General features: G+C 57.0%; 23 protein-coding genes. 20 read left to right on the forward strand and 3 right to left on the reverse strand.

Annotated features, from left to right (window positions below; genetic code table 11):
• Positions 1-2 precede the first annotated feature (2 nt).
• Complete coding sequence (locus tag G439_RS0106615) at positions 3-1,106, forward strand: amidohydrolase family protein (protein ID WP_022868401.1); 1,104 nt, start codon at positions 3-5, stop codon at positions 1,104-1,106.
• Here G439_RS0106615 and G439_RS12835 read toward each other — a convergent pair.
• A complete protein-coding gene (locus tag G439_RS12835) occupies positions 1,083-1,379 on the reverse strand; it encodes an inositol monophosphatase family protein (protein ID WP_022868402.1) in 297 nt (98 codons plus the stop codon). The two genes, G439_RS0106615 and G439_RS12835, sit on opposite strands and share 24 nt — an antisense overlap.
• A 2-nt stretch (positions 1,380-1,381) precedes the next feature.
• Complete coding sequence (locus tag G439_RS12185; RefSeq protein ID WP_022868403.1) at positions 1,382-2,023, reverse strand: inositol monophosphatase family protein; 642 nt, start codon at positions 2,021-2,023, stop codon at positions 1,382-1,384.
• A gap of 238 nt (positions 2,024-2,261) precedes the next feature.
• Here G439_RS12185 and rpsP point away from each other — a divergent pair, with 238 nt between their 5' ends.
• From rpsP to G439_RS0106685, 12 genes are all read left to right on the forward strand, one after another.
• Complete coding sequence (rpsP, locus tag G439_RS0106630) at positions 2,262-2,744, forward strand: 30S ribosomal protein S16 (RefSeq protein ID WP_026459478.1); 483 nt, start codon at positions 2,262-2,264, stop codon at positions 2,742-2,744.
• 2 nt (positions 2,745-2,746) lie between these two features.
• Positions 2,747-2,986: an RNA-binding protein gene (locus G439_RS0106635; protein WP_022868405.1), complete on the forward strand. Its 240-nt coding sequence runs from the start codon at positions 2,747-2,749 to the stop codon at positions 2,984-2,986.
• Positions 2,987-3,082: 96 nt separating this feature from the next.
• A complete protein-coding gene (rimM, locus tag G439_RS0106640) occupies positions 3,083-3,604 on the forward strand; it encodes a ribosome maturation factor RimM (protein WP_022868406.1) in 522 nt (173 codons plus the stop codon).
• A complete protein-coding gene (gene trmD / locus G439_RS0106645) occupies positions 3,604-4,947 on the forward strand; it encodes a tRNA (guanosine(37)-N1)-methyltransferase TrmD (protein ID WP_022868407.1) in 1,344 nt (447 codons plus the stop codon). Before rimM ends, trmD begins: the two co-directional genes overlap by 1 nt.
• 178 nt (positions 4,948-5,125) lie before the next feature.
• Complete coding sequence (gene rplS / locus G439_RS0106650) at positions 5,126-5,482, forward strand: 50S ribosomal protein L19 (RefSeq protein ID WP_022868408.1); 357 nt, start codon at positions 5,126-5,128, stop codon at positions 5,480-5,482.
• An 85-nt stretch (positions 5,483-5,567) separates the two neighbouring features.
• Entirely contained in the window at positions 5,568-6,338 is a 771-nt protein-coding gene (gene lepB, locus G439_RS0106655; protein WP_022868409.1) for a signal peptidase I, read from the forward strand.
• Positions 6,335-7,027, forward strand: coding sequence for a ribonuclease HII (locus tag G439_RS0106660; protein WP_022868410.1), 693 nt, complete (start codon positions 6,335-6,337; stop codon positions 7,025-7,027). The genes lepB and G439_RS0106660 overlap by 4 nt, the downstream gene beginning before the upstream one ends.
• A 20-nt stretch (positions 7,028-7,047) precedes the next feature.
• Positions 7,048-7,347: a DUF2469 domain-containing protein gene (locus G439_RS0106665; protein ID WP_026459480.1), complete on the forward strand. Its 300-nt coding sequence runs from the start codon at positions 7,048-7,050 to the stop codon at positions 7,345-7,347.
• A gap of 107 nt (positions 7,348-7,454) precedes the next feature.
• Positions 7,455-7,868: a YraN family protein gene (locus tag G439_RS0106670; RefSeq protein WP_243442556.1), complete on the forward strand. Its 414-nt coding sequence runs from the start codon at positions 7,455-7,457 to the stop codon at positions 7,866-7,868.
• A complete protein-coding gene (locus G439_RS0106675) occupies positions 7,865-9,415 on the forward strand; it encodes a YifB family Mg chelatase-like AAA ATPase (RefSeq protein WP_022868413.1) in 1,551 nt (516 codons plus the stop codon). The genes G439_RS0106670 and G439_RS0106675 overlap by 4 nt, the downstream gene beginning before the upstream one ends.
• Entirely contained in the window at positions 9,402-10,547 is a 1,146-nt protein-coding gene (dprA, locus tag G439_RS0106680) for a DNA-processing protein DprA (protein ID WP_022868414.1), read from the forward strand. The genes G439_RS0106675 and dprA overlap by 14 nt, the downstream gene beginning before the upstream one ends.
• A 10-nt stretch (positions 10,548-10,557) precedes the next feature.
• The gene (locus tag G439_RS0106685) at positions 10,558-11,472 is read left to right on the forward strand and encodes a tyrosine recombinase XerC (RefSeq protein ID WP_026459482.1); all 915 of its coding nucleotides are present in this window, start codon (positions 10,558-10,560) and stop codon (positions 11,470-11,472) included.
• 20 nt (positions 11,473-11,492) lie between these two features.
• On the opposite strand, the gene G439_RS0106690 is transcribed toward G439_RS0106685, so the two are convergent.
• Entirely contained in the window at positions 11,493-12,002 is a 510-nt protein-coding gene (locus G439_RS0106690; protein ID WP_165544528.1) for a M23 family metallopeptidase, read from the reverse strand.
• 365 nt (positions 12,003-12,367) lie between these two features.
• On the opposite strand from G439_RS0106690, the gene rpsB reads away from it, so the two are divergent.
• The 7 genes from rpsB to G439_RS0106725 all read left to right on the forward strand — a co-directional run bounded on the left by rpsB (position 12,368) and on the right by G439_RS0106725 (position 18,142).
• Positions 12,368-13,216: a 30S ribosomal protein S2 gene (rpsB, locus tag G439_RS0106695; RefSeq protein WP_022868417.1), complete on the forward strand. Its 849-nt coding sequence runs from the start codon at positions 12,368-12,370 to the stop codon at positions 13,214-13,216.
• Between the two features lie 29 nt (positions 13,217-13,245).
• Positions 13,246-14,073, forward strand: a complete 828-nt coding sequence (tsf, locus tag G439_RS0106700; protein WP_022868418.1) for a translation elongation factor Ts — start codon at positions 13,246-13,248, stop codon at positions 14,071-14,073.
• Positions 14,074-14,156: 83 nt separating this feature from the next.
• Complete coding sequence (gene pyrH / locus G439_RS0106705) at positions 14,157-14,870, forward strand: UMP kinase (protein ID WP_022868419.1); 714 nt, start codon at positions 14,157-14,159, stop codon at positions 14,868-14,870.
• Between the two features lie 19 nt (positions 14,871-14,889).
• Entirely contained in the window at positions 14,890-15,447 is a 558-nt protein-coding gene (gene frr / locus G439_RS0106710) for a ribosome recycling factor (RefSeq protein WP_022868420.1), read from the forward strand.
• Complete coding sequence (locus G439_RS0106715) at positions 15,447-16,343, forward strand: phosphatidate cytidylyltransferase (protein ID WP_022868421.1); 897 nt, start codon at positions 15,447-15,449, stop codon at positions 16,341-16,343. Before frr ends, G439_RS0106715 begins: the two co-directional genes overlap by 1 nt.
• The gene (gene rlmN / locus G439_RS11435; protein ID WP_022868422.1) at positions 16,340-17,560 is read left to right on the forward strand and encodes a dual-specificity RNA methyltransferase RlmN; all 1,221 of its coding nucleotides are present in this window, start codon (positions 16,340-16,342) and stop codon (positions 17,558-17,560) included. Before G439_RS0106715 ends, rlmN begins: the two co-directional genes overlap by 4 nt.
• Positions 17,561-17,590: 30 nt before the next feature.
• The gene (locus tag G439_RS0106725; RefSeq protein ID WP_022868423.1) at positions 17,591-18,142 is read left to right on the forward strand and encodes a DivIVA domain-containing protein; all 552 of its coding nucleotides are present in this window, start codon (positions 17,591-17,593) and stop codon (positions 18,140-18,142) included.
• Positions 18,143-18,153: the final 11 nt, after the last annotated feature.

The raw sequence follows: 18,153 nt of genomic DNA on the forward strand, positions 1-18,153 counted from the left end.
CGATGATTTTCGCCGGATCCATGCTGTGGGCTCAGGGACCTGACCAAGACTCCCAATGGGTTGACGGTATCTGGAACATCGACAGGGGCCAGGTTCGCCGCCTGCAGGCAGATCATGCGAGCGTTACTCCTACTGTGACGGGGTATGCGATTCCGGGGATGGTCGACGTTCATTGTCATCTCGGCATTGGTGATGAAGGCCCTGTTGGCCAGGACGAACAACGTCAGCACGCTTTAGATACGTTGCGTTCAGGCGTCTTGGCAATTCGAGATTGTGGGGTCCCCGTAGATAACTCTTGGATGAAAACGGATGCTCTGGCTCCCATTCTCATCCATTCGGGCAGGCACTTAGCCAGGCCCAAACGCTATCTCCGCGATCTTCCGATCGAGGCAACGAGCCAGAGAGATCTACCGATTCTGGTGGCCGAGCAGGCCAAGAATTCCGATGGCTGGGTCAAAATTATCGGAGACTGGATCGATCGTTCCAACGGCGTGGATTCAGATCTTGATCCACTCTGGGACCGCAAGGTTGTCATTGATGCTGTTGCGGCGGCGCACGACGAGGGCGCGCGAGTAGCGGTGCACTCGTTTTCTCACCGTGCTATCGACGACCTGCTAGACGCTGGAGTCGATGACATCGAACACGGATCGGGCATGGATGCAGATCAGCTTAATCAAGCTGTCCGACAAGGGGTGCTCGTTGATCCAACGCTTCTTCAAGTACAGCGTTTCAAGGACTTTGCTGCTCAGGCCGGAGCAAAGTATCCGGTGTACGCAGCCACCATGCGTCAGATGTACGAACATCGCCGCGAGCACTTTGGATTGTTGGTCGATTCGGGTGTCGAACTCGTTCTGGGCACCGACTCAGGAGGCTTCCAACGCCACGGAACGGTGTTCAAAGAGCTGGCGATGTGGCAGGAATGGGGGATGGCGCCCTCCCGTATCGTTGATGTCGCCACCTGGCGGACGCGCCGAGCGATGGGACTACCCGCCCTTTACGAAGGAGCAACCGCCGACCTTGTAATCCTCCAAGAGGATCCGCGCCGAGACATTCAGGCCATAGCAGGACCACGAACGGTCGTCCTATCGGGATGTGTGATCGACTGACGCTAGTGCTTCTTCGAGGACGCGTTGCGCTGTTGTGGCGTCGAAGCCGTTGCCAGAGGCAACCAGGGCACTGCGCAGGCCGTCGGGCATACCGCTTCCGGTGTCAACGTTGAGCGCCGTCCCTCCTGCGACACGCAAGATATGGATTCCTACCGCAACATCCCACGGCTTGAATGTCAGTTCCATTGTCGCGCCGAGCCAGCCGGCTGCCACATAGGACAGGTTGAGGGCGTAGGCTCCGAGCCTACGGGTTGATTGGTAGGCGCAAAGCAATGCTAAGTCGTGGGAAATTGCAATTTGGGGTTCACCTTCAGATCTTTCCTACTCGGATAGTAGTTATTGAGTACCGCGCGACCCTTGCAATCAAGCCCATCGGCTGTCAGAGGGCCACTACCGTCGGGCGTCTCGTACCACGCGTCTTGATCGTCAGCGCAAAAGAGCTCACGCATGAGCGGGGCATATACCACCCCTGCAACAATGTGCCCGTCGTATTCCGCACCAATCGATGTGTTGATCCAGGGCATTCCCGCAGCGAAGTTAGATGTGCCATCGATCGGATCGACGATCCACCTCACATGTTCACCTAAGTCTGCAACGATTTCTGCAGTCTGTGACCACTCCTGGTCTGATGGAATCGCTACCGGATCTGGAAGAGAATCACTCGCCCTAAGCTGACTCAAACCTGCCTCTTCACCTAAAAGCAGGGAGCCTAGGACCGCGTTGCCAAGAATGCCTCTCAGAGCCTGCTCGACAATCCGATCGTGAACTGTCACCGAATCATGAAAGTCCGTCTTTGTTTCGAAGGACGTGCCCTTTCGCACGGCATCACGCAAGTACGGCGACACCGAGAGCGCCGCCTGTTGGGCGATAATGGTGAGGGTATGAATGATTTCGTGAGTCGGGTGTGCAGCAGTCATACGTTCATCGTCCACGAATCTGCGCGAGGGTGCGTGAGGGATACCACGCAGGATTTTGTCCGCGGAGAGTCGCAAAGATTGGGGATCCTAGTCTTTTCGTGGCACAATCGTGAGCTGTACCCGATCTTTGGAGGACCCTCTCGCCTCCTTTGATCGTGTCCCGGGTTGACGGTCGACTTGTGTTCCCACCTTGACGACTCGATGCCCACACCGAATCGAAACAGGAGTGACCACAACAGTGGCAGTTCGTATCCGCTTGAAGCGCGTGGGCAAGATCCACGCTCCCGCCTACCGTGTCGTCGTCGTCGATTCACGCAAGAAGCGTGATGGCCGCGTCATCGAAGAGATCGGCATCTACGACGCACAGCCGAATCCGTCGATCATCAAGATCGATTCAGATCGCGCTCAGTACTGGCTTGGCGTTGGCGCTCAGCCTTCCGACCAGGTGCGTAACCTGCTCGTGCTGACCGGCGATATCGCCAAGTTCAACGGCAAGGCAGACGCCGTTTCGCGCGTCGAGGTTTCCGAGGCTGACAAGGCCGCCCAGGCTGCAGAGGCCATCAAGGCTGCAGAATCTGCTGCCGAAAAGGGCAAGGCTGCTGCTTCAGCCAAGAAGGCCGAAGAAGAAGCCGCCAAGAAGGCTGAGGAAGAGGCGAATGCCGACTCCGCCGAAGAGGCTCCCGCTGAGGAAGCCTCCGAGGAAGCTGGCGAGGAAGCCTGAGCATGCTCGCAGACGCGTTGGAGCACTTGGTTAGCGGAATCGTTGACCATCCCGAGGACGTTCAGGTTTCCCCGCGCTCGATGCGCAGGGGACAGCTGCTCGAGGTCCGGGTTAATCCCGAAGATCTCGGCCGTGTCATCGGACGCAACGGTCGTACCGCCCGTGCGCTGCGCACCGTGATGAGTGCGCTGTCCACACGCGGCCCCGTTCGAGTCGATGTCGTTGACACCGATCGCGAGTAAGGCCTGTCTTAAACGCAAGGAGGGATCCGGTTGTCCGGATCCCTCCTTGCGCATCTGACGCCCACGACCTTCACAAGAACAAGAAAGGCCACTGCCATGAAGATGGTTGCCGCACGTATTGGTCCAGCCCACGGGTTACGAGGCGAAGTTATTCTGGATGTGCGTTCCGATGACCCCCAGGTCATTTCGCCAGGCTCCATCCTCGAACTTGATGACGGAAGCTGCCGCACCTTCACGGTGGAAGCCACTCGCCAACATAAAGATCGAGTACTGGCTTTTTTCGCTGAGATTCAATCTCGAGAAGAAGCCGAAGAACTACGCGGAGCCGTCCTCGTCGTTGACGCTCACGACGAAGCTGACGCATGGTATCCCCACCAGCTCAAAGGCATGTCCGCGCGCACCCCTTCGGGATCAGAATTGGGCACTGTTGTCGGCCTACAGCCAGGCGCCGCCCAAGACCTGATTCTCGTGCGCACTGACAACGGTAAGGTCATGGTGCCTTTCGTCCACCAAATCGTTCCCGAAGTCAATGTTGAAACTGCAACTATGACAATCGACCCACCGCCAGGTCTTTTCGATGATCAGGCAGTCATCGCAGACGGAAAGTCACACGAATAATGCGTATCGACCTCGTCACGATCTTTCCGGACTATTTCGCCCCCCTCGAGCTGTCCTTGATGGGTAAAGCCAGCGACCACGGACTCGTCGATGTTAACGTCCACGATCTGCGCAACTGGACCAGCGACCGTCACCGTAGTGTCGATGACACGCCGTATGGCGGAGGGGCTGGGATGGTGATGAAGCCGGATGTGTGGGGGCAAGCTCTTGACGAGATCCTGGCAACCCCACTTGTCAGCGATGCTCCTCCACGGCGTGTATTGGCCATCCCCACTCCATCTGGGCGGCCTTTGACACAAGAAATTGCACTTGACTTGGCTAGCGCAGATCAGCTGATCGTGGCATGTGGACGATACGAAGGTCCCGACCAAAGGGTGGCCGACTACTATCACAGCGAGGGCTGCGACGTCCTCGAATATTCCATCGGCGACTATGTTCTTAACGGCGGTGAAGCGGCCGCACTGGTTTTGGTTGAGGCGGTCGTTCGACTTCTCGATGGCTTCATGGGCAACCCAGACTCAATCGTCGAAGAGTCCTATTCTGACGGGCTGCTTGAATATCCCGCATACACTAAGCCCCGTTCGTGGCGAGGTTTTGACGTTCCTGATGTTCTGCTCAGCGGCGACCATGAAGCCATCCGATCATGGCGCCTGGAGCAATCCCTGGAACGCACAGTCTCTCGGCGCCCCGATCTCATTCTTGCCATGACCACCGACCACCTCAATGCCCAGGCCCGACAGTATTTAGCATCTCGAGGATATGCGGCTCAAGCCGGCCAGCGGGCAGTTGCCTTGGCAATCGAACCCGCACATCCCCAGCAAGCTCAAGCGTTGAGTGCATTGGCCCGCGCAACATTCCCCATGGCTTGCCCAGAACATCTCAGCCAAGAAGCGATCGATGCTTTCATGACTGAACAACTCAGCGTGCAAGCCTTCGAGCGCATGCTTGCAGACCCTGACGAATACCGAATCTCGGTGGCCCAGGCGGGTGGACAACTGGTGGGCTACACGCTGACCCTGCTCAGTGGCGGAGATGGTATCCCTGCAGACATGGTCGAGTCCGGCCGAGTAGGAGCAGATGCCGCGTATCTTTCCAAGTGCTACGTCGATAGCGCCTGGCAGGGCAGCGGGATCGCTGGAGCACTACTCGAAGCCGCGATCGAGGACATTGAAATACGAGGTCGAAATAGCCAGGTTCTCCTGGGGACCAATGAAGCCAATAAGCGTGCTCAAAAGTTCTACCGCAAGCACGGCTTTATGCGCGTTGGGCGCAGGGTTTTCAATGTTGGTGGTGTCCCCAATCGTGATGTGATCCTCGTGCGCAAGATCACCCCGAGACAATGAGTTCAAGACTCATTCGGCGGTGACCTCAAACCGTGAATGTGCGACACTGAAGAGCCGTTTGGATGAGATGCAACCTGCCGCAGGGGGCCATCACCGTCATCCAAGCGAATAGATCACGCAGGCTTGTCCTGCCGAATCAGACGTAACTGACCTGCGGCAGAGGCGTCAAGGAGTAACAATGCAGAAGCTGGACGCAGTCGACGCGGCAGCCCTTCGCGAGGACATTCCCTCGTTCCGTGCCGGTGACACCGTTAAGGTGCACGTCAAGGTTATTGAAGGCAGCCGTTCCCGTATCCAGGTTTTCCAGGGCGTTGTGATCGCCCGCCGCGGACATGGCGTGTCTTCCACGTTCACTGTTCGCAAGGTGTCCTTCGGTGTGGGTGTTGAGCGCACCTTCCCGGTTCACGCTCCCACGATCGACCGAGTTGAGGTCGTGACCAAGGGTGATGTGCGCCGCGCGAAGCTCTACTACCTGCGCGATCGTCACGGCAAGGCCGCGAAGATTAAGGAACACCGTTCGGGAAGCGCGGAGTGATCCTGCGAGCATGACCGTGTCGGGCCCGGCATCCCTGTGGTGCCGGGCCTAACATTTCTTATAGTGTCAATGTCGGGAGAACAGTATGAGCCAAGAGCCGTCGGATCGAAACCTTGAGGATACGATCGACCAGGGTCCAGCTCATCTACCGTCCCTGAAAGACCAACGCCGACAGTACGCCGTCCAACGAGCCAACCCTTGGATGTGGGTTAAAGAAATTGGTTTGATCCTGGTCGTTGCTCTGGTGATCTCGTCTTTGCTCAGAGCCTTCATCGTCCAAGTGTTTTGGATCCCGTCACCATCAATGCGAGAAACCCTGGTCGAGGACGATCGCATCGCAGTTTCGCGAATATCAGCTTTCACCGGTGACATTGAACGAGGAGACGTTGTCGTCTTCCGCGATGAGTTGGGTTGGTTGTCTTCTATCAACTCATCAGGCGGGTCAAATTGGCTCAAAGAAATCGGACAATTTGTCGGCTTTCTACCCGATGACGGTGAGCAGACACTTGTTAAAAGGGTGATCGGCGTAGGGGGGGACCACGTTGCTTGTGAGGGTTCAGGCAGTCCGATTACCGTGAACGGTGTTGCGATTGATGAATCTGCGTACTTGGCAAATGGACAGACCGCTTCGGTAGTTGCTTTTGATGTGGAAATTCCTCAGGGCTCGCTGTGGGTAATGGGAGACAATCGCGCCAATTCAGCCGATTCGCGTTATCACATGGGGGAGGGTGAGACTCCTTTCGTGGCCCAGTCTGCCGTTGTTGGAAAGGTTTGGGCGGTGATCTGGCCGCAGTCGCGGTGGAGTTCCGAAATTGAGCATCGCCACGCATTTTCCGCCGTTAGTGGCAAGTCATGAAAACTGCCGGGCGTGAAGTGGAACTGGCCCTTGCTGCCACCCACGGCATCGTGGCGGGAATGGACGAGGTCGGTCGTGGTGCACTCGCTGGCCCAGTCGCTGTCGGAGTCGCGCTAGTCGATGCTGCTGACAGGCCAGTACCTGCAGGATTGACGGATTCGAAGTCGATGACGGCTCACAGACGGGCCGCTATGGTTCCCTTGGCGAGCGAATGGGCGATTGATAGTGCCGTCGGTTTGGCTTCGCCGGCCGAGATTGATCGTTGGGGAATTATTGTGGGGCTGCGCTTGGCTGGGATGAGGGCATTGGAGCAGGTGATCTCCAGGGGACACATGCCTGGAATTGTTTTGCTCGACGGCTCACACGATTGGTTGAGCACTCCTGAAGATCTGATGAGCGCCGTAGAAGAAGGGCCGCGGTTGCCGCAGATTCCCAGGATTGAGGTGGTCACCCGTGTCAAGGCTGATCTCGACTGTGCCGTCGTTTCAGCGGCCTCGGTCCTCGCTAAGGAGCACCGTGATGGACTTATGGCTCGGCTCGAAGATCCTGGCTACGGTTGGGCGAAGAACAAGGGATATTCGGCCCCCGCGCATATTGCGGGGCTTGAAAAGCTTGGGGCTTGCGACCAACATCGTCGCAGTTGGAACCTGCCGCTTCGTATTGGCGTGCCACGGGCGCTGGACGAATAGTCATGGGGGATGATGATCCAATGAGTCAGGACATCGAAGGCTACGAGAACAATCTCGAGCTTGAGCTTTTCCGCGAGTACCGCGATGTGATCGGATTGTTTAAATACGTCGTGGAGACTGAACGGCGTTTCTATTTGTGTAATCACGTTGACGTGCAGGCACGTCCAGTTGGCTCTGACGTGTTCTTTGAACTGACGTTAAATGATGCCTGGGTCTGGGATATTTATCGTTCGTCGAGATTCGTGCGCTCGGTGCGAGTCATCACCTATAAAGACGTCAACGTTGAGGAACTGTCGAAACCGGAGCTCGACATACCCTAAGGTTCCTTATCCACAGGCTTTACCAACCCGCGTCTATCCACAGACGCGGGTTGCGTACTTTCACCCACGTCTTCAGTCAGGCAAAACTGAAAGCGGAGGTGATTTCGGTGAATATCAATGGCAGACGAGTTCTCGGTCAAGCAGGTGAGGCAACAGCATGCCGGATCGTCCAAGATGCCGGTCTTACCGTCATTGAGCGCAATTGGCGTGACGGAAGGAAAGGCGAACTCGACATTATTGCCACAGACGATGCTCGGATTATCGTCATCGAAGTCAGGACACGAATCGGGACCAGGTGCGGTACAGCCTTGGAGTCCATCGACCAGCGTAAACTTTCACAATTGCGGCGCCTGGCCGCATCTTGGGCCCACCAACACCACATCCGATGCGGCTTGCGAGTGGACGTGATTGCCCTCGTACTGGATCCGCAAACCATCAGACCTGGTATTGCTAGCGTGACTGCAGCTACTGACCTGCGGGTCTATCACCCCCAGATTGATTGGATCGAGGCCATCGCATGAGCGCCGTAGGATCTCTAGCAACAACAATCTCGGTGGCTCTCATTGGACTCGATGGGCACCTCGTCCAGGTCGAAACGCACGTGGGGCGTGGACTGGTTGGATTCACACTGGTTGGTCTTCCAGATGCCTCACTGCGTGAAGCCAAAGATCGCGTTAAATCTGCGATCCAATCGTGCGGTCTAGAAGCCTTCGACTCCAAGATCACTGTGAACCTGTCTCCCGCGGGACTACCCAAATCGGGATCTGGATTTGATCTGGCAATTGCTGCGTCAGTGCTCATTGCAGCAGGCAAAGTCCCAGCATCTGCGTTCCAAGAGGCGGTCATCATTGGCGAATTGGGATTGGATGGGTCGCTGCGCGCAATTAAAGGATTACTACCTGCCCTGGTGGGGGCAGCAAAATTGGGGATTCACAGAGCCATCGTTCCAGCTGAGTGCATGGCCGAAGCCCAACTTGTCCCAGGGCTTGAGGTGCAAGGATTTGCCCACCTCGCGGACGTTGTCACATGGGCTGGTGGAACTAGCTTGCGGCCCACGGCATCGGGCTCGCGCGCCACAACGATTGACGAAGGCGATTTGGCCCCAATAAGTGATCTTGACCTATCTGATATTCGCGGACAAGGTAGGGCTATTGAAGCACTGGAGGTCGCCGCAGCAGGTGGACACCACATGTTCCTTATTGGCGAACCAGGAGCCGGCAAAACAATGCTCGCATCGCGACTCGTGACAATTCTGCCGGATCTGGACGACCAGACGGCACTGGAGACGACGTGCGTTCACTCTCTGGTGGGAAGACGACCTCAGGTTCAATTAATGAGGAATGCGCCTCTTCAATCCCCGCATCACTCAGCAACGATGGCAGCCCTCATTGGAGGTGGCGCCTCTGGCATTGTTCCAGGAGCAGTCTCTTTGGCCCATGGTGGAGTGCTCGTATTGGATGAGGCGGCAGAGTTTGCTCCCTCCGTGCTTGATGCGCTGCGTCAACCTCTTGAAGAGGGGAGCATCACCATCCACCGGGCGAAGGGCCATGCCCGCTTTCCTGCACGCTTTCAGCTGGTCCTAGCATCGAATCCTTGCCCGTGTGGAGGTTCAAGGCGCGGTAAACCCTGCACCTGCTCATCGGTAGTTCGGCGCAGGTACATGTCACGACTATCCGGCCCTCTCCTGGACCGAATCGACATCACGGTCCCTATGAGGGCTCCGACGCGAGTTGATCTGGCTGAAGGGCCAGCACCCAAGTCCAGTCAGGTGCGTTCCAGAGTCGAGGCTGCGCGTGAGCGTGCCTCTCATCGGCTAAAGGACACTCCCTGGACTCTTAATGCGCAGCTGCCAGGAACCTGGATACGAGAAGTCTCAGGCATTGACGAGCAGGTGTGCGACCGCCTAGACCGAGCCGTCGATGACGGCATTTTGTCAATGCGAGGAGCAGATCGAGTCCTACGACTCATGTGGACCTTGGCTGACTTAGAAGAGCGCTCTGCGCCCGATAGCACTGATTTGGCGCGAGCCCTGGCGTTGCGAACAGGAGATCCCAATGGCGACCGATGACAATACACACCGCCTCAACGCACTGTGGTGGAACGGGGTGACCGAACCTGATGATGTCAGTGCCTGCGCGCTGAGAATGGCTATGGGAGATCAAGAAGCAAAGCGCTGGGTTTTAGCTGACCAGCCCGGACCTGTACCTCAGCCATTGAACGAGGCTCAGGTGCGTTGGCAGGAGGTATGGGCTAGATGGAAGCCCAGGGCAGACATTTGGCAGCCCCAGGTCGAACTAGAGCGGGCACATGAGTGCGGCATCCGCTTCATTATTGCGAGCGATGAAGACTGGCCCGCGGCCCTGGATGATTTAGAGATCCACGCTCCGACAGGGTTGTGGGTTCAAGGACCTCTACACGCACACCGTCCCGTGTCAATAGTTGGAGCTCGGGCAGCCACCCAATCGGGATACCGGCACGCACAAGATACGGCTTGCGAGGTCTCAGAAAAGGGATGGACGGTGGTATCGGGGGGAGCTTTCGGCATTGACATCGCCGCGCATCAAGGTGCGCTTGCGGCCCAGGCTCCCACGATTGCCATCATGGCTGGCGGGCTCCTGAATCGTTACCCTCAAGCCCACATTGAACATTTTGAGCATATTCTGGCGCTGGGTGGGGCTCTCGTGTCGGAGGTTCCTCCGAGCTGGCGGCCAGCCAAATGGCGATTCCTGGGACGTAACCGATTGATTGCGGCATGGGGCGTGGGAACCTTGGTTGTCGAAGCAGGAATGAGGTCTGGAGCGCTAGCAACAGCTCGGCGAGCGCTTGAGCTAGGCAGACCTGTCGGCGCCATGCCCGGCCCTCTGACCTCGCCGGCATCTGAAGGGTGCCATGAATTGGTGCGCAACGGAGCGACCCTGATCCGTGGAAGCGAGGACCTGATTGAAATGTGCGATCCAATTGCGGTCAATGACCAAGGCGTACTCTTTGGAGCTCCCGTGGGGCCTGATCGAGGAAGCGATTCTCTTCCCCCCAATCTGCGCAGAGTTTGGGAGGCTCTCCCAGCCCGTTCGGCCTCTGGACTGAAGAACATTTGCCGAGCGGCTGGAATGGGACATCGAGAGGTCTTGACGGCGCTGGCCGAGCTTGAACTTAGAAGCATGGTTGAATCAAGCACCGCGGGATGGCGTCGACGTCGCTAGCATGGTGGGCATGACGAGAACTCCTCCTGCCACGCGCTGGTTGGAATTCCTCAGACACTCACGGGGCCTTTCCGAAAACACCATTCGCGCATACAGCGCAGACATTGAAGGACTGTACGAATTTCTAGGGCTGGCTCCGGATGCCAATGAGGACCTACTACGTTCGTCGATTCGCACCAGGACACTTCGGGCATGGTTGGCATCCCACAGCCACAATGGAGCATCTCGTTCTTCGACTGCGAGACGAATCTCTTCGCTACGCAGCTTTTGTGGTTGGGCTCGCGAGCACGACGTTCTCGACTCAGATCCGTCTTTGGCCCTGTCATCAGCGCGAGCTGATCAGCGCCTACCTCAGGTTCTCGACCAAGACGACGCATCGACCTTAATGGAATATGCCCGTAGCTTGAGTTCTGACAAAGACCCCGTGGCTGTGCGCGACTGGGCAATCTTGGAGCTCATTTATGCCACCGGCATCCGTGTGGCCGAGTTGTGCGCATTGGATGTCGCTTCCCTCGATTCAACGTCAGCCACTGTCAGAGTACGAGGCAAGGGTAATAAAGACAGGGTCGTCCCCTACGGCGATATGGCTGCTCTCGCCCTGGACCAATGGGTGGAATCAGCTCGTCCGCAGTTGGTATCGCATCCGCAGACCACGGCCCTGTTTCTGGGGCAGCGCGGGGGACGCATTAATCAACGAATCGTTCGGTCGATGATCCATCGCATGTCCACCCGAGCGGGGGTGCGTGATGTTGCTCCCCATGCTCTGCGACACACAGCTGCAACCCACCTCCTTGAGGGAGGGGCCGACCTGCGTGCTGTCCAAGAACTCCTCGGACACTCCTCTTTACGTACGACGCAGCGGTACACCCACGTTGATGCCCGCAGGCTCTCAGCCGTCTATCGTCAAGCGCATCCACGAGCCTAAGCATGTCTTCGTTCTGGCTTTTACTCCCATTCCTTGAGGTGGACCCGTCCCACGAGTAGACGCAAAGGGTTGATATAGGAATCGGAGTCTATTTTTGCACCCCAGTGCAGAGGGCCAGGGGAGTGCCCGCCCTCGATAATTCCAATAACCTGCCCAGCGGTGACGGATTCGCCTGCTGTTACCAACGGCAAGACCGGTTCGTAGGTTGATGTGATGGCACCGTGGTCAATCGACACGACATTGCGATCAACAATGGTGCCTGCGTAACGTACGACGCCGTCTTTTGGTGCTGACACGAAGGATCCTACGGGGGCAGAAAGGTCGACTCCTCTGTGTCCGGGCAACCAGTTGTGGGCGGGAGGATCGAAAGGACGTGTGACTTGACGTCCTTCGGCTACAGGCCATTCCCACACGGGACCATCCCCGGGTTTCACGGCGTTGGCTGAGGTCGGATTTAACGACATGAGTGCCAACGCAGACAGACTTACGATGGTCATAGGTAATGCGCGATGTAAAAGCTTTGTTTTCATACGTCCACATTGATGTGTGGACGTATCCAGGCGCATTACGATGACCTCAATCTGTGGATGGAAAGCAAGCCATACCACTTGTGGATAAGTGAGCTCGGGATAAGGGTCACAGTAGACAGGTCAGGAGTAGGCGCCATCGTGGTTTAGACTGATCCAGCATCCGTCTGGCACGGATGACTTCGCGTGTCATTTCCGCGTCACCGAACGTCAAGTTCGTCAATGCGCGGGGCACGGTGCCACGGTCCTACGGGAGGCGCCGGTCATGGCACCAGGGCTCGCAGCGGGACTTCCGCTGCAGGGCGACCAACCGGATAAGGGACACAATGTCCCGAAACTCCGCGCATTCGCGGGGAAAGGACGATGCAATGGCAGTCGTCACTATGCGTCAATTGCTCGAATCGGGCGTTCACTTTGGTCACCAGACCCGCCGTTGGAACCCGAAGATGAAGCGCTTCATCCTTACCGAGCGTAACGGCATCTACATCATCGATCTCCAGCAGACCATTGCCGATATCGATATTGCCTATGACTTTGTCAAGCAGACCGTGGCCCACGGTGGTTCCATCCTCTTCGTCGGCACCAAGAAGCAGGCTCAGGAAGCTGTTGCCGAGCAGGCTCTGCGTGTTGGAATGCCCTATGTCAATCACCGTTGGCTCGGTGGCATGCTGACCAACTTCAATACCGTTGCCAAGCGTCTTCAGCGCATGAAGGAACTCGAGCAGATCGACTTCGATGACGTTGCAGCTTCGGGTCACACCAAGAAGGAACTGCTGATGATGCGCCGTGAGAAGGACAAGCTCACCCGCACTCTTGGCGGCATTCGCGACATGACCAAGGTTCCCTCCGCTGTGTGGATCGTCGATCCCAAGAAGGAACATCTCGCTGTTTCTGAAGCTCGGAAGCTCAAGATTCCGATCGTTGCCATTCTCGACACCAACGCCGATCCGGACGAGGTCGACTACCGTATCCCCGGCAATGACGATGCCATTCGCGCCGTTGCACTGCTGACCCGCGTGATCGCCGATGCTGTTGCCGACGGCCTCCTGGCCCGCTCCGAGTCGCGCAAGTCCTCGGACGAAGAAGCAGCTCCCGCTTCTGAGCCCCTGGCCGAGTGGGAACGCGAGCTGCTCGAAGGCGATAACGCTGCAGCGCAGGAAGCCACCGAGCAGCCCTCTGAAGAAGAGGCTGCCGCTGAGGCCCCCGCCCAGGACTGATCCGAAAACTCCCCGAAAGGAAGACATCAATGGCGAATTTCACCGCTGCTGACGTCAAGGCTCTGCGTGAGCAGACCGGCGCTGGAATGATGGACGTGAAGAAGGCACTGACCGAAGCTGATGGCGACGCCGAGAAGGCTCTCGAAATCATCCGCCTCAAAGGCCTGAAGTCTCTGTCCAAGCGCGAAGACCGTTCCGCTTCGGCAGGCCTCCTGGTTGCCGAGGTCAATGGCACCGTCGGCCACATGGTCGAGGTGAACTCCGAGACTGACTTCGTTGCGAAGAACCAGAAGTTCATCGACTTTGCTAACGCCGTACTGGCTGCTGTCGTTGCTGCCGACGCGAAGGATGTTGAGACCGGACTGGCTGCTGCGATGGACGGCGAAACCGTTCAGGACAAGCTCAACGGCATGGCCGCGGTTATCGGCGAAAAGCTCGAGATTTCACGTGTTGTGCGCGTCGAGGGTGAAAATGTTGACCTCTACCTGCATCAGACAAGCCCGGATCTGCCTCCGCAGGTCGGCGTGTTTGTCGTCACCGATGCCGCCGGCGCCGAGGTCGCTCACGACATCGCTATGCACGTTGCGGCTTACATGCCCGGCTATCTTGATCGTGATTCTGTTCCCGCCGACGTCCTGGACAAGGAACGTGCGACGCTGGAGAAGATCACGCTCGAAGAGGGCAAGCCGGAAAACATGGTTCCTAAGATCGTTGAAGGCCGCCTCAACGCTTTCTTTAAGGACAACTGCCTTGTTGACCAAGCGTTCGCGCGTGACCCCAACAAGACCGTGAGCCAGGTCCTCAAAGAGGCTGGCGCGAAGGTGACCGAGTTCGTGCGAGTGCACGTGGGAGCCTGAGTCTTCTTGTAATGGCCCCGCCCACCGGGCGGGGCCATTACGGTATCCATTAGAAGCATTCCTCACCCACCAGGAGAAGATAGATGACACCTCGTCGAGTATTGCTCAAACTATCCGGCGAAGCCTTCGGCGGCGGTGCAGTGGGCCTGGACCCAGCCGTTGTACGAGACATCGCCCAACAGATCGCAGCCGCAGTCAACCAAGGAGTACAGGTTGCAGTGGTTGTTGGCGGTGGGAACTTCTTCCGTGGAGCCCAGCTGGCCAAATCGGGCTTGGATCGGTCACGTGCCGACTACATGGGCATGCTCGGAACCGTGATGAATGCTCTGGCTTTGCAAGACTTCATTGAACAATCTGGCGTACCAGCCCGCGTCCAGTCTGCAATCCAGATGACCCAGGTTGCTGAGCCTTATATTCCGTTGCGTGCCATTCGACATATGGAGAAGGGCCGTGTTGTCGTCTTTGGTGCGGGTGCCGGCATGCCGTACTTCTCTACCGACACCGTCTCGGCGCAACGCGCATTGGAAACTCACTGTGATGAGCTTCTTGTTGCGAAGAACGGCGTCGATGGCGTCTACGATGATGACCCGAATAAGAATCCCAATGCCACGCGCTTTGATGCTCTGACCTATTCAGAAGCCCTAGCTCGCGACCTTAAAGTCATTGATGGGTCGGCTTTAGCTCTGTGTCGAGATAACGGTCTGACCACCCGAATCTTTGGCATGTCCGACCCGGGTAACGTCACCTCCGCACTCTTGGGTGACACAATCGGTACGCTTGTGACGACTGAAGACTGAATAGATGGAAGGATCTACAGTGATCGACGATATTCTCCTCGAAGCCGAGGAAAAGATGGAGAAGGCGGTTGAAGCCGCTTCGGGCGAATTTGCCAACATTCGTACCGGACGAGCAACATCAGCGATGTTCGAGCAGATTCCGGTGGACTACTACGGTGCACCCACGCCCATGCAGCAGTTGGCTTCGTTCCAGATTCCCGAGGCACGAACAGTTCTCATTTCTCCCTTTGATCGCACCGCAACTCAAGAGATTCTTAAAGCGCTGCGCGAGTCTGATTTGGGAGTAAACCCGACCGATGACGGCAATGTCGTTCGTGTCGTTCTACCCGCCCTGACCGAAGATCGCCGTAAAGAGTACGTCAAGCAAGCCAAGTCAAAGGCCGAGGACGCGCGCGTATCCATCCGTAACATCCGACGCAAGGCGAAGGATTCACTTGACCGTCTAAAGAAGGACGGCGAAGCCGGCGAGGATGAGGTCGATCGCGCAGAAAAGAGCCTCGACTCATTGACTAAGGCTCACACTGACAAAGTCGATAGCCTGCTTGCCACTAAGGAATCGGAGCTGTTGACCATCTGATGTCTGCTGAATCCCCCTCCACGCTTCTGGGCGGGATTCTCCGCCCGGGCCCGACTCGGGAGGGGGATTCCCTGGCCGCCACCGGAAGAGCCGGTCGAAATCTTCCAGCAGCAATCACAACGGGCGTCGTCCTCGTTGTTATTGTGGCGGTTCCGCTGTTCTTTTACCGGCCAGCATTCGTTGCGGTGGTCATGTTGATAGCCCTAGCCGCAATCTGGGAACTCGGAGGAGCCTTCGCTCGAATGGGCGTAACCCTTGCCGTTCCCGCACTGTATGTCGGCACCATCGGAATCCTGACATGCTCCTGGGTCCTGGGCCCCGAAGCATTGCTTTTCGCCCTCTTTTTAACGGTCTTTGCGTGCATCGCTTGGAGATTAGCCGACCCATCCGCCAGCTCACGCATCAATGACGTTGTCTCGTCAATTTTCGCTGCCGTCTACATTCCCTTCCTCGCATCTTTCTTTGTTTTGACGCTCAAAGAACACGAAAATCCTTGGATTCTCGCGCTATTTGTGTTGCTCATTGTCGGCAACGACACCGGGGGATGGGCAGCTGGCATCCTTTTTGGACGACATCCAATGGCTCCACGCCTCTCACCAAAGAAATCGTGGGAAGGCTTCGCTGGATCTGTTATTGCGTGCATCGTTATCGGAGTTGCAGGAGTCCATCTGCTCGGCGGCAACGCCGCATGGGGGCTGCTTCTGGGTCTGGTTGGCGCCGCTGTTGGAACCGTTGGTGATCTCACCGAGTCTTTAATCAAACGCGAGGCAGGAATCAAAGACATGTCGTCACTTCTGCCAGGACACGGTGGAGTGCTCGATAGAGTGGACGCTCTACTCATGGCGGCTCCCGTGCTGTACCTCATTACTTCTTTTGCCTTGGATGGGCGGTCATGACCCTCGAGTATTCATCAATGCCTCGCCGTCAGGTACGCCCCACGGATCAGGCGCCTGAAGGAGCGACATCCCCGGACGCCAAGCCGGTTTTGTCTTTCACTGCCAAGCGGCGAGGCAAAGCCCCTTCCCATCTAGCTGACCTGGATCTCAAGGGGCGCAAAGAGCTTATTCAAGAGGCAGGGTTACCTGCTTTTCGCGCCGATCAACTGTCTCGCCACTATTTCGAACACTTCACTGCAGATCCGAGTCAAATGAGCGATCTGCCAGTGTCGATGCATGACACTGTCACTGAAGTGCTCATGCCCGAACTGGTCACCGAGATCACCAGCCAGCGAGCAGACGGTGGACTGACAATCAAACATCTGTGGCAGCTCTTTGACTGTGCTCGTGTCGAATCTGTTCTCATGCGTTATCCCCAGCGCACTACCCTGTGCATTTCTTCCCAAGCAGGGTGCGGGATGGCGTGCCCTTTCTGTGCGACAGGCCAGATGGGGCTGACGCGCAATTTGTCTACCGCCGAGATCATCGACCAAGTACGTATCGCTCAAGCTGCGTGTCGTGACGGACTCCTTGAAGGAGGTCCCACTCGCCTGTCGAATGTCGTCTTCATGGGGATGGGTGAGCCTCTCGCCAACTACAAAGCTGTCATCGGGGCATTGCATCGGCTGATTGATCCATCGCCGCACGGTTTTGGACTTTCGGCTCGTAATGTCACCGTCTCAACGGTTGGATTAGTTCCGGCGATCAACAAACTTGCGCAAGAGGGACTGCCTGTCACTTTGGCGGTCTCTTTACACGCGCCTGACGATGATCTGCGTGATGATCTCATTCCCATCAATTCGCGTTGGAAAGTTGGTGAGCTCCTTGATGCGGCGCGCAGCTACTTTGTGGCGACTGGGCGACGAGTTTCTATTGAATACGCGCTCATTAAAGACATGAATGACCACGTATTCAGGGCAAAACTCTTGGCAGATGAGCTCAATAAACGTGGCCACGGTTGGGCACACGTCAATCCGATTCCTTTGAATCCGACGCCTGGCTCAATTTGGACCGCGTCCTCACGGCGCGCTCAGGACGCTTTCGTGCAGACATTGCGTGACAATGGGATTGCAACGACGATTCGTGATACTCGTGGCTCGGATATTGACGGAGCCTGCGGTCAATTGGCCACGGCAGTACTGAATCGCGAGAATACAACTGCACAGGCTCAGGCCTGATACGATCAGAAGGACAACGTAGGAGACACGATGAGTGACGCCTTCCCGACAGTGAGCATCTTCAAGAGGGGCTACAACCCCGAATCGGTTGATGCCTTCTTCGAGGATGCTAGGCGAGCCTACGAAGGCGGCGTTCCAGCTGATCAATTCAGCGCTGAGCAGGTGCGCCAGGCAACTTTTACTCTCAAGAGGCGTGGCTATCGGATCGAGTCTGTGGATGCTGCAATGAATCGTTTGGAAGCAGCTTTCGTTCAGCGCGACCGAGCCGACCATGTCGCGGTGAACGGGGAGTCCGCCTGGTACGAAAGAGTCGCGGATCGTGCAACGACCCTGTATCCCAGGCTGCAGCGACCTAGGGGCGAGCGTTTCGCTGAACCCGAGTCTGGACGTGGCTATGAAAAATCGGCGGTGGACAATCTGCTCGACCGCTTGGCTGCCTACTTTGATGATTCTGCTGACATCACTGTTGACGAGGTTCGCCATAGCGTTTTTAAGGCTGCTCGCGGCAAAAAAGCCTATGCAGAGGGGCCTGTTGACGCCTACTTGGGACGTGCTGTGGAGATCCTTCTGGCCGTCGACTGACGGGAAACGCC

This window comes from Schaalia vaccimaxillae DSM 15804, assembly GCF_000420425.1.
Taxonomy (GTDB): Bacteria; Actinomycetota; Actinomycetes; order Actinomycetales; family Actinomycetaceae; genus Pauljensenia; species Pauljensenia vaccimaxillae.

Excerpts from the sequence above, each read along its gene's own strand:
- G439_RS0106660 (WP_022868410.1), top strand. The coding sequence starts at position 6,335 with ATGAAAACTGCCGGGCGTGAAGTGGAACTGGCCCTTGCTGCCACCCAC.
- trmD (WP_022868407.1), top strand. The coding sequence starts at position 3,604 with ATGCGTATCGACCTCGTCACGATCTTTCCGGACTATTTCGCCCCCCTC.
- tsf (WP_022868418.1), top strand. The coding sequence starts at position 13,246 with ATGGCGAATTTCACCGCTGCTGACGTCAAGGCTCTGCGTGAGCAGACC.
- G439_RS0106675 (WP_022868413.1), top strand. The coding sequence starts at position 7,865 with ATGAGCGCCGTAGGATCTCTAGCAACAACAATCTCGGTGGCTCTCATT.
- lepB (WP_022868409.1), top strand. The coding sequence starts at position 5,568 with ATGAGCCAAGAGCCGTCGGATCGAAACCTTGAGGATACGATCGACCAG.
- rimM (WP_022868406.1), top strand. The coding sequence starts at position 3,083 with ATGAAGATGGTTGCCGCACGTATTGGTCCAGCCCACGGGTTACGAGGC.
- rpsB (WP_022868417.1), top strand. The coding sequence starts at position 12,368 with ATGGCAGTCGTCACTATGCGTCAATTGCTCGAATCGGGCGTTCACTTT.
- rlmN (WP_022868422.1), top strand. The coding sequence starts at position 16,340 with ATGACCCTCGAGTATTCATCAATGCCTCGCCGTCAGGTACGCCCCACG.
- G439_RS0106685 (WP_026459482.1), top strand. The coding sequence starts at position 10,558 with ATGACGAGAACTCCTCCTGCCACGCGCTGGTTGGAATTCCTCAGACAC.
- G439_RS0106635 (WP_022868405.1), top strand. The coding sequence starts at position 2,747 with ATGCTCGCAGACGCGTTGGAGCACTTGGTTAGCGGAATCGTTGACCAT.
- dprA (WP_022868414.1), top strand. The coding sequence starts at position 9,402 with ATGGCGACCGATGACAATACACACCGCCTCAACGCACTGTGGTGGAAC.
- G439_RS0106615 (WP_022868401.1), top strand. The coding sequence starts at position 3 with ATGATTTTCGCCGGATCCATGCTGTGGGCTCAGGGACCTGACCAAGAC.
- pyrH (WP_022868419.1), top strand. The coding sequence starts at position 14,157 with ATGACACCTCGTCGAGTATTGCTCAAACTATCCGGCGAAGCCTTCGGC.
- G439_RS0106665 (WP_026459480.1), top strand. The coding sequence starts at position 7,048 with ATGAGTCAGGACATCGAAGGCTACGAGAACAATCTCGAGCTTGAGCTT.
- rplS (WP_022868408.1), top strand. The coding sequence starts at position 5,126 with ATGCAGAAGCTGGACGCAGTCGACGCGGCAGCCCTTCGCGAGGACATT.
- G439_RS0106715 (WP_022868421.1), top strand. The coding sequence starts at position 15,447 with ATGTCTGCTGAATCCCCCTCCACGCTTCTGGGCGGGATTCTCCGCCCG.
- G439_RS12185 (WP_022868403.1), bottom strand. The coding sequence starts at position 2,023 with ATGACTGCTGCACACCCGACTCACGAAATCATTCATACCCTCACCATT.
- G439_RS0106690 (WP_165544528.1), bottom strand. The coding sequence starts at position 12,002 with ATGAAAACAAAGCTTTTACATCGCGCATTACCTATGACCATCGTAAGT.
- G439_RS0106725 (WP_022868423.1), top strand. The coding sequence starts at position 17,591 with ATGAGTGACGCCTTCCCGACAGTGAGCATCTTCAAGAGGGGCTACAAC.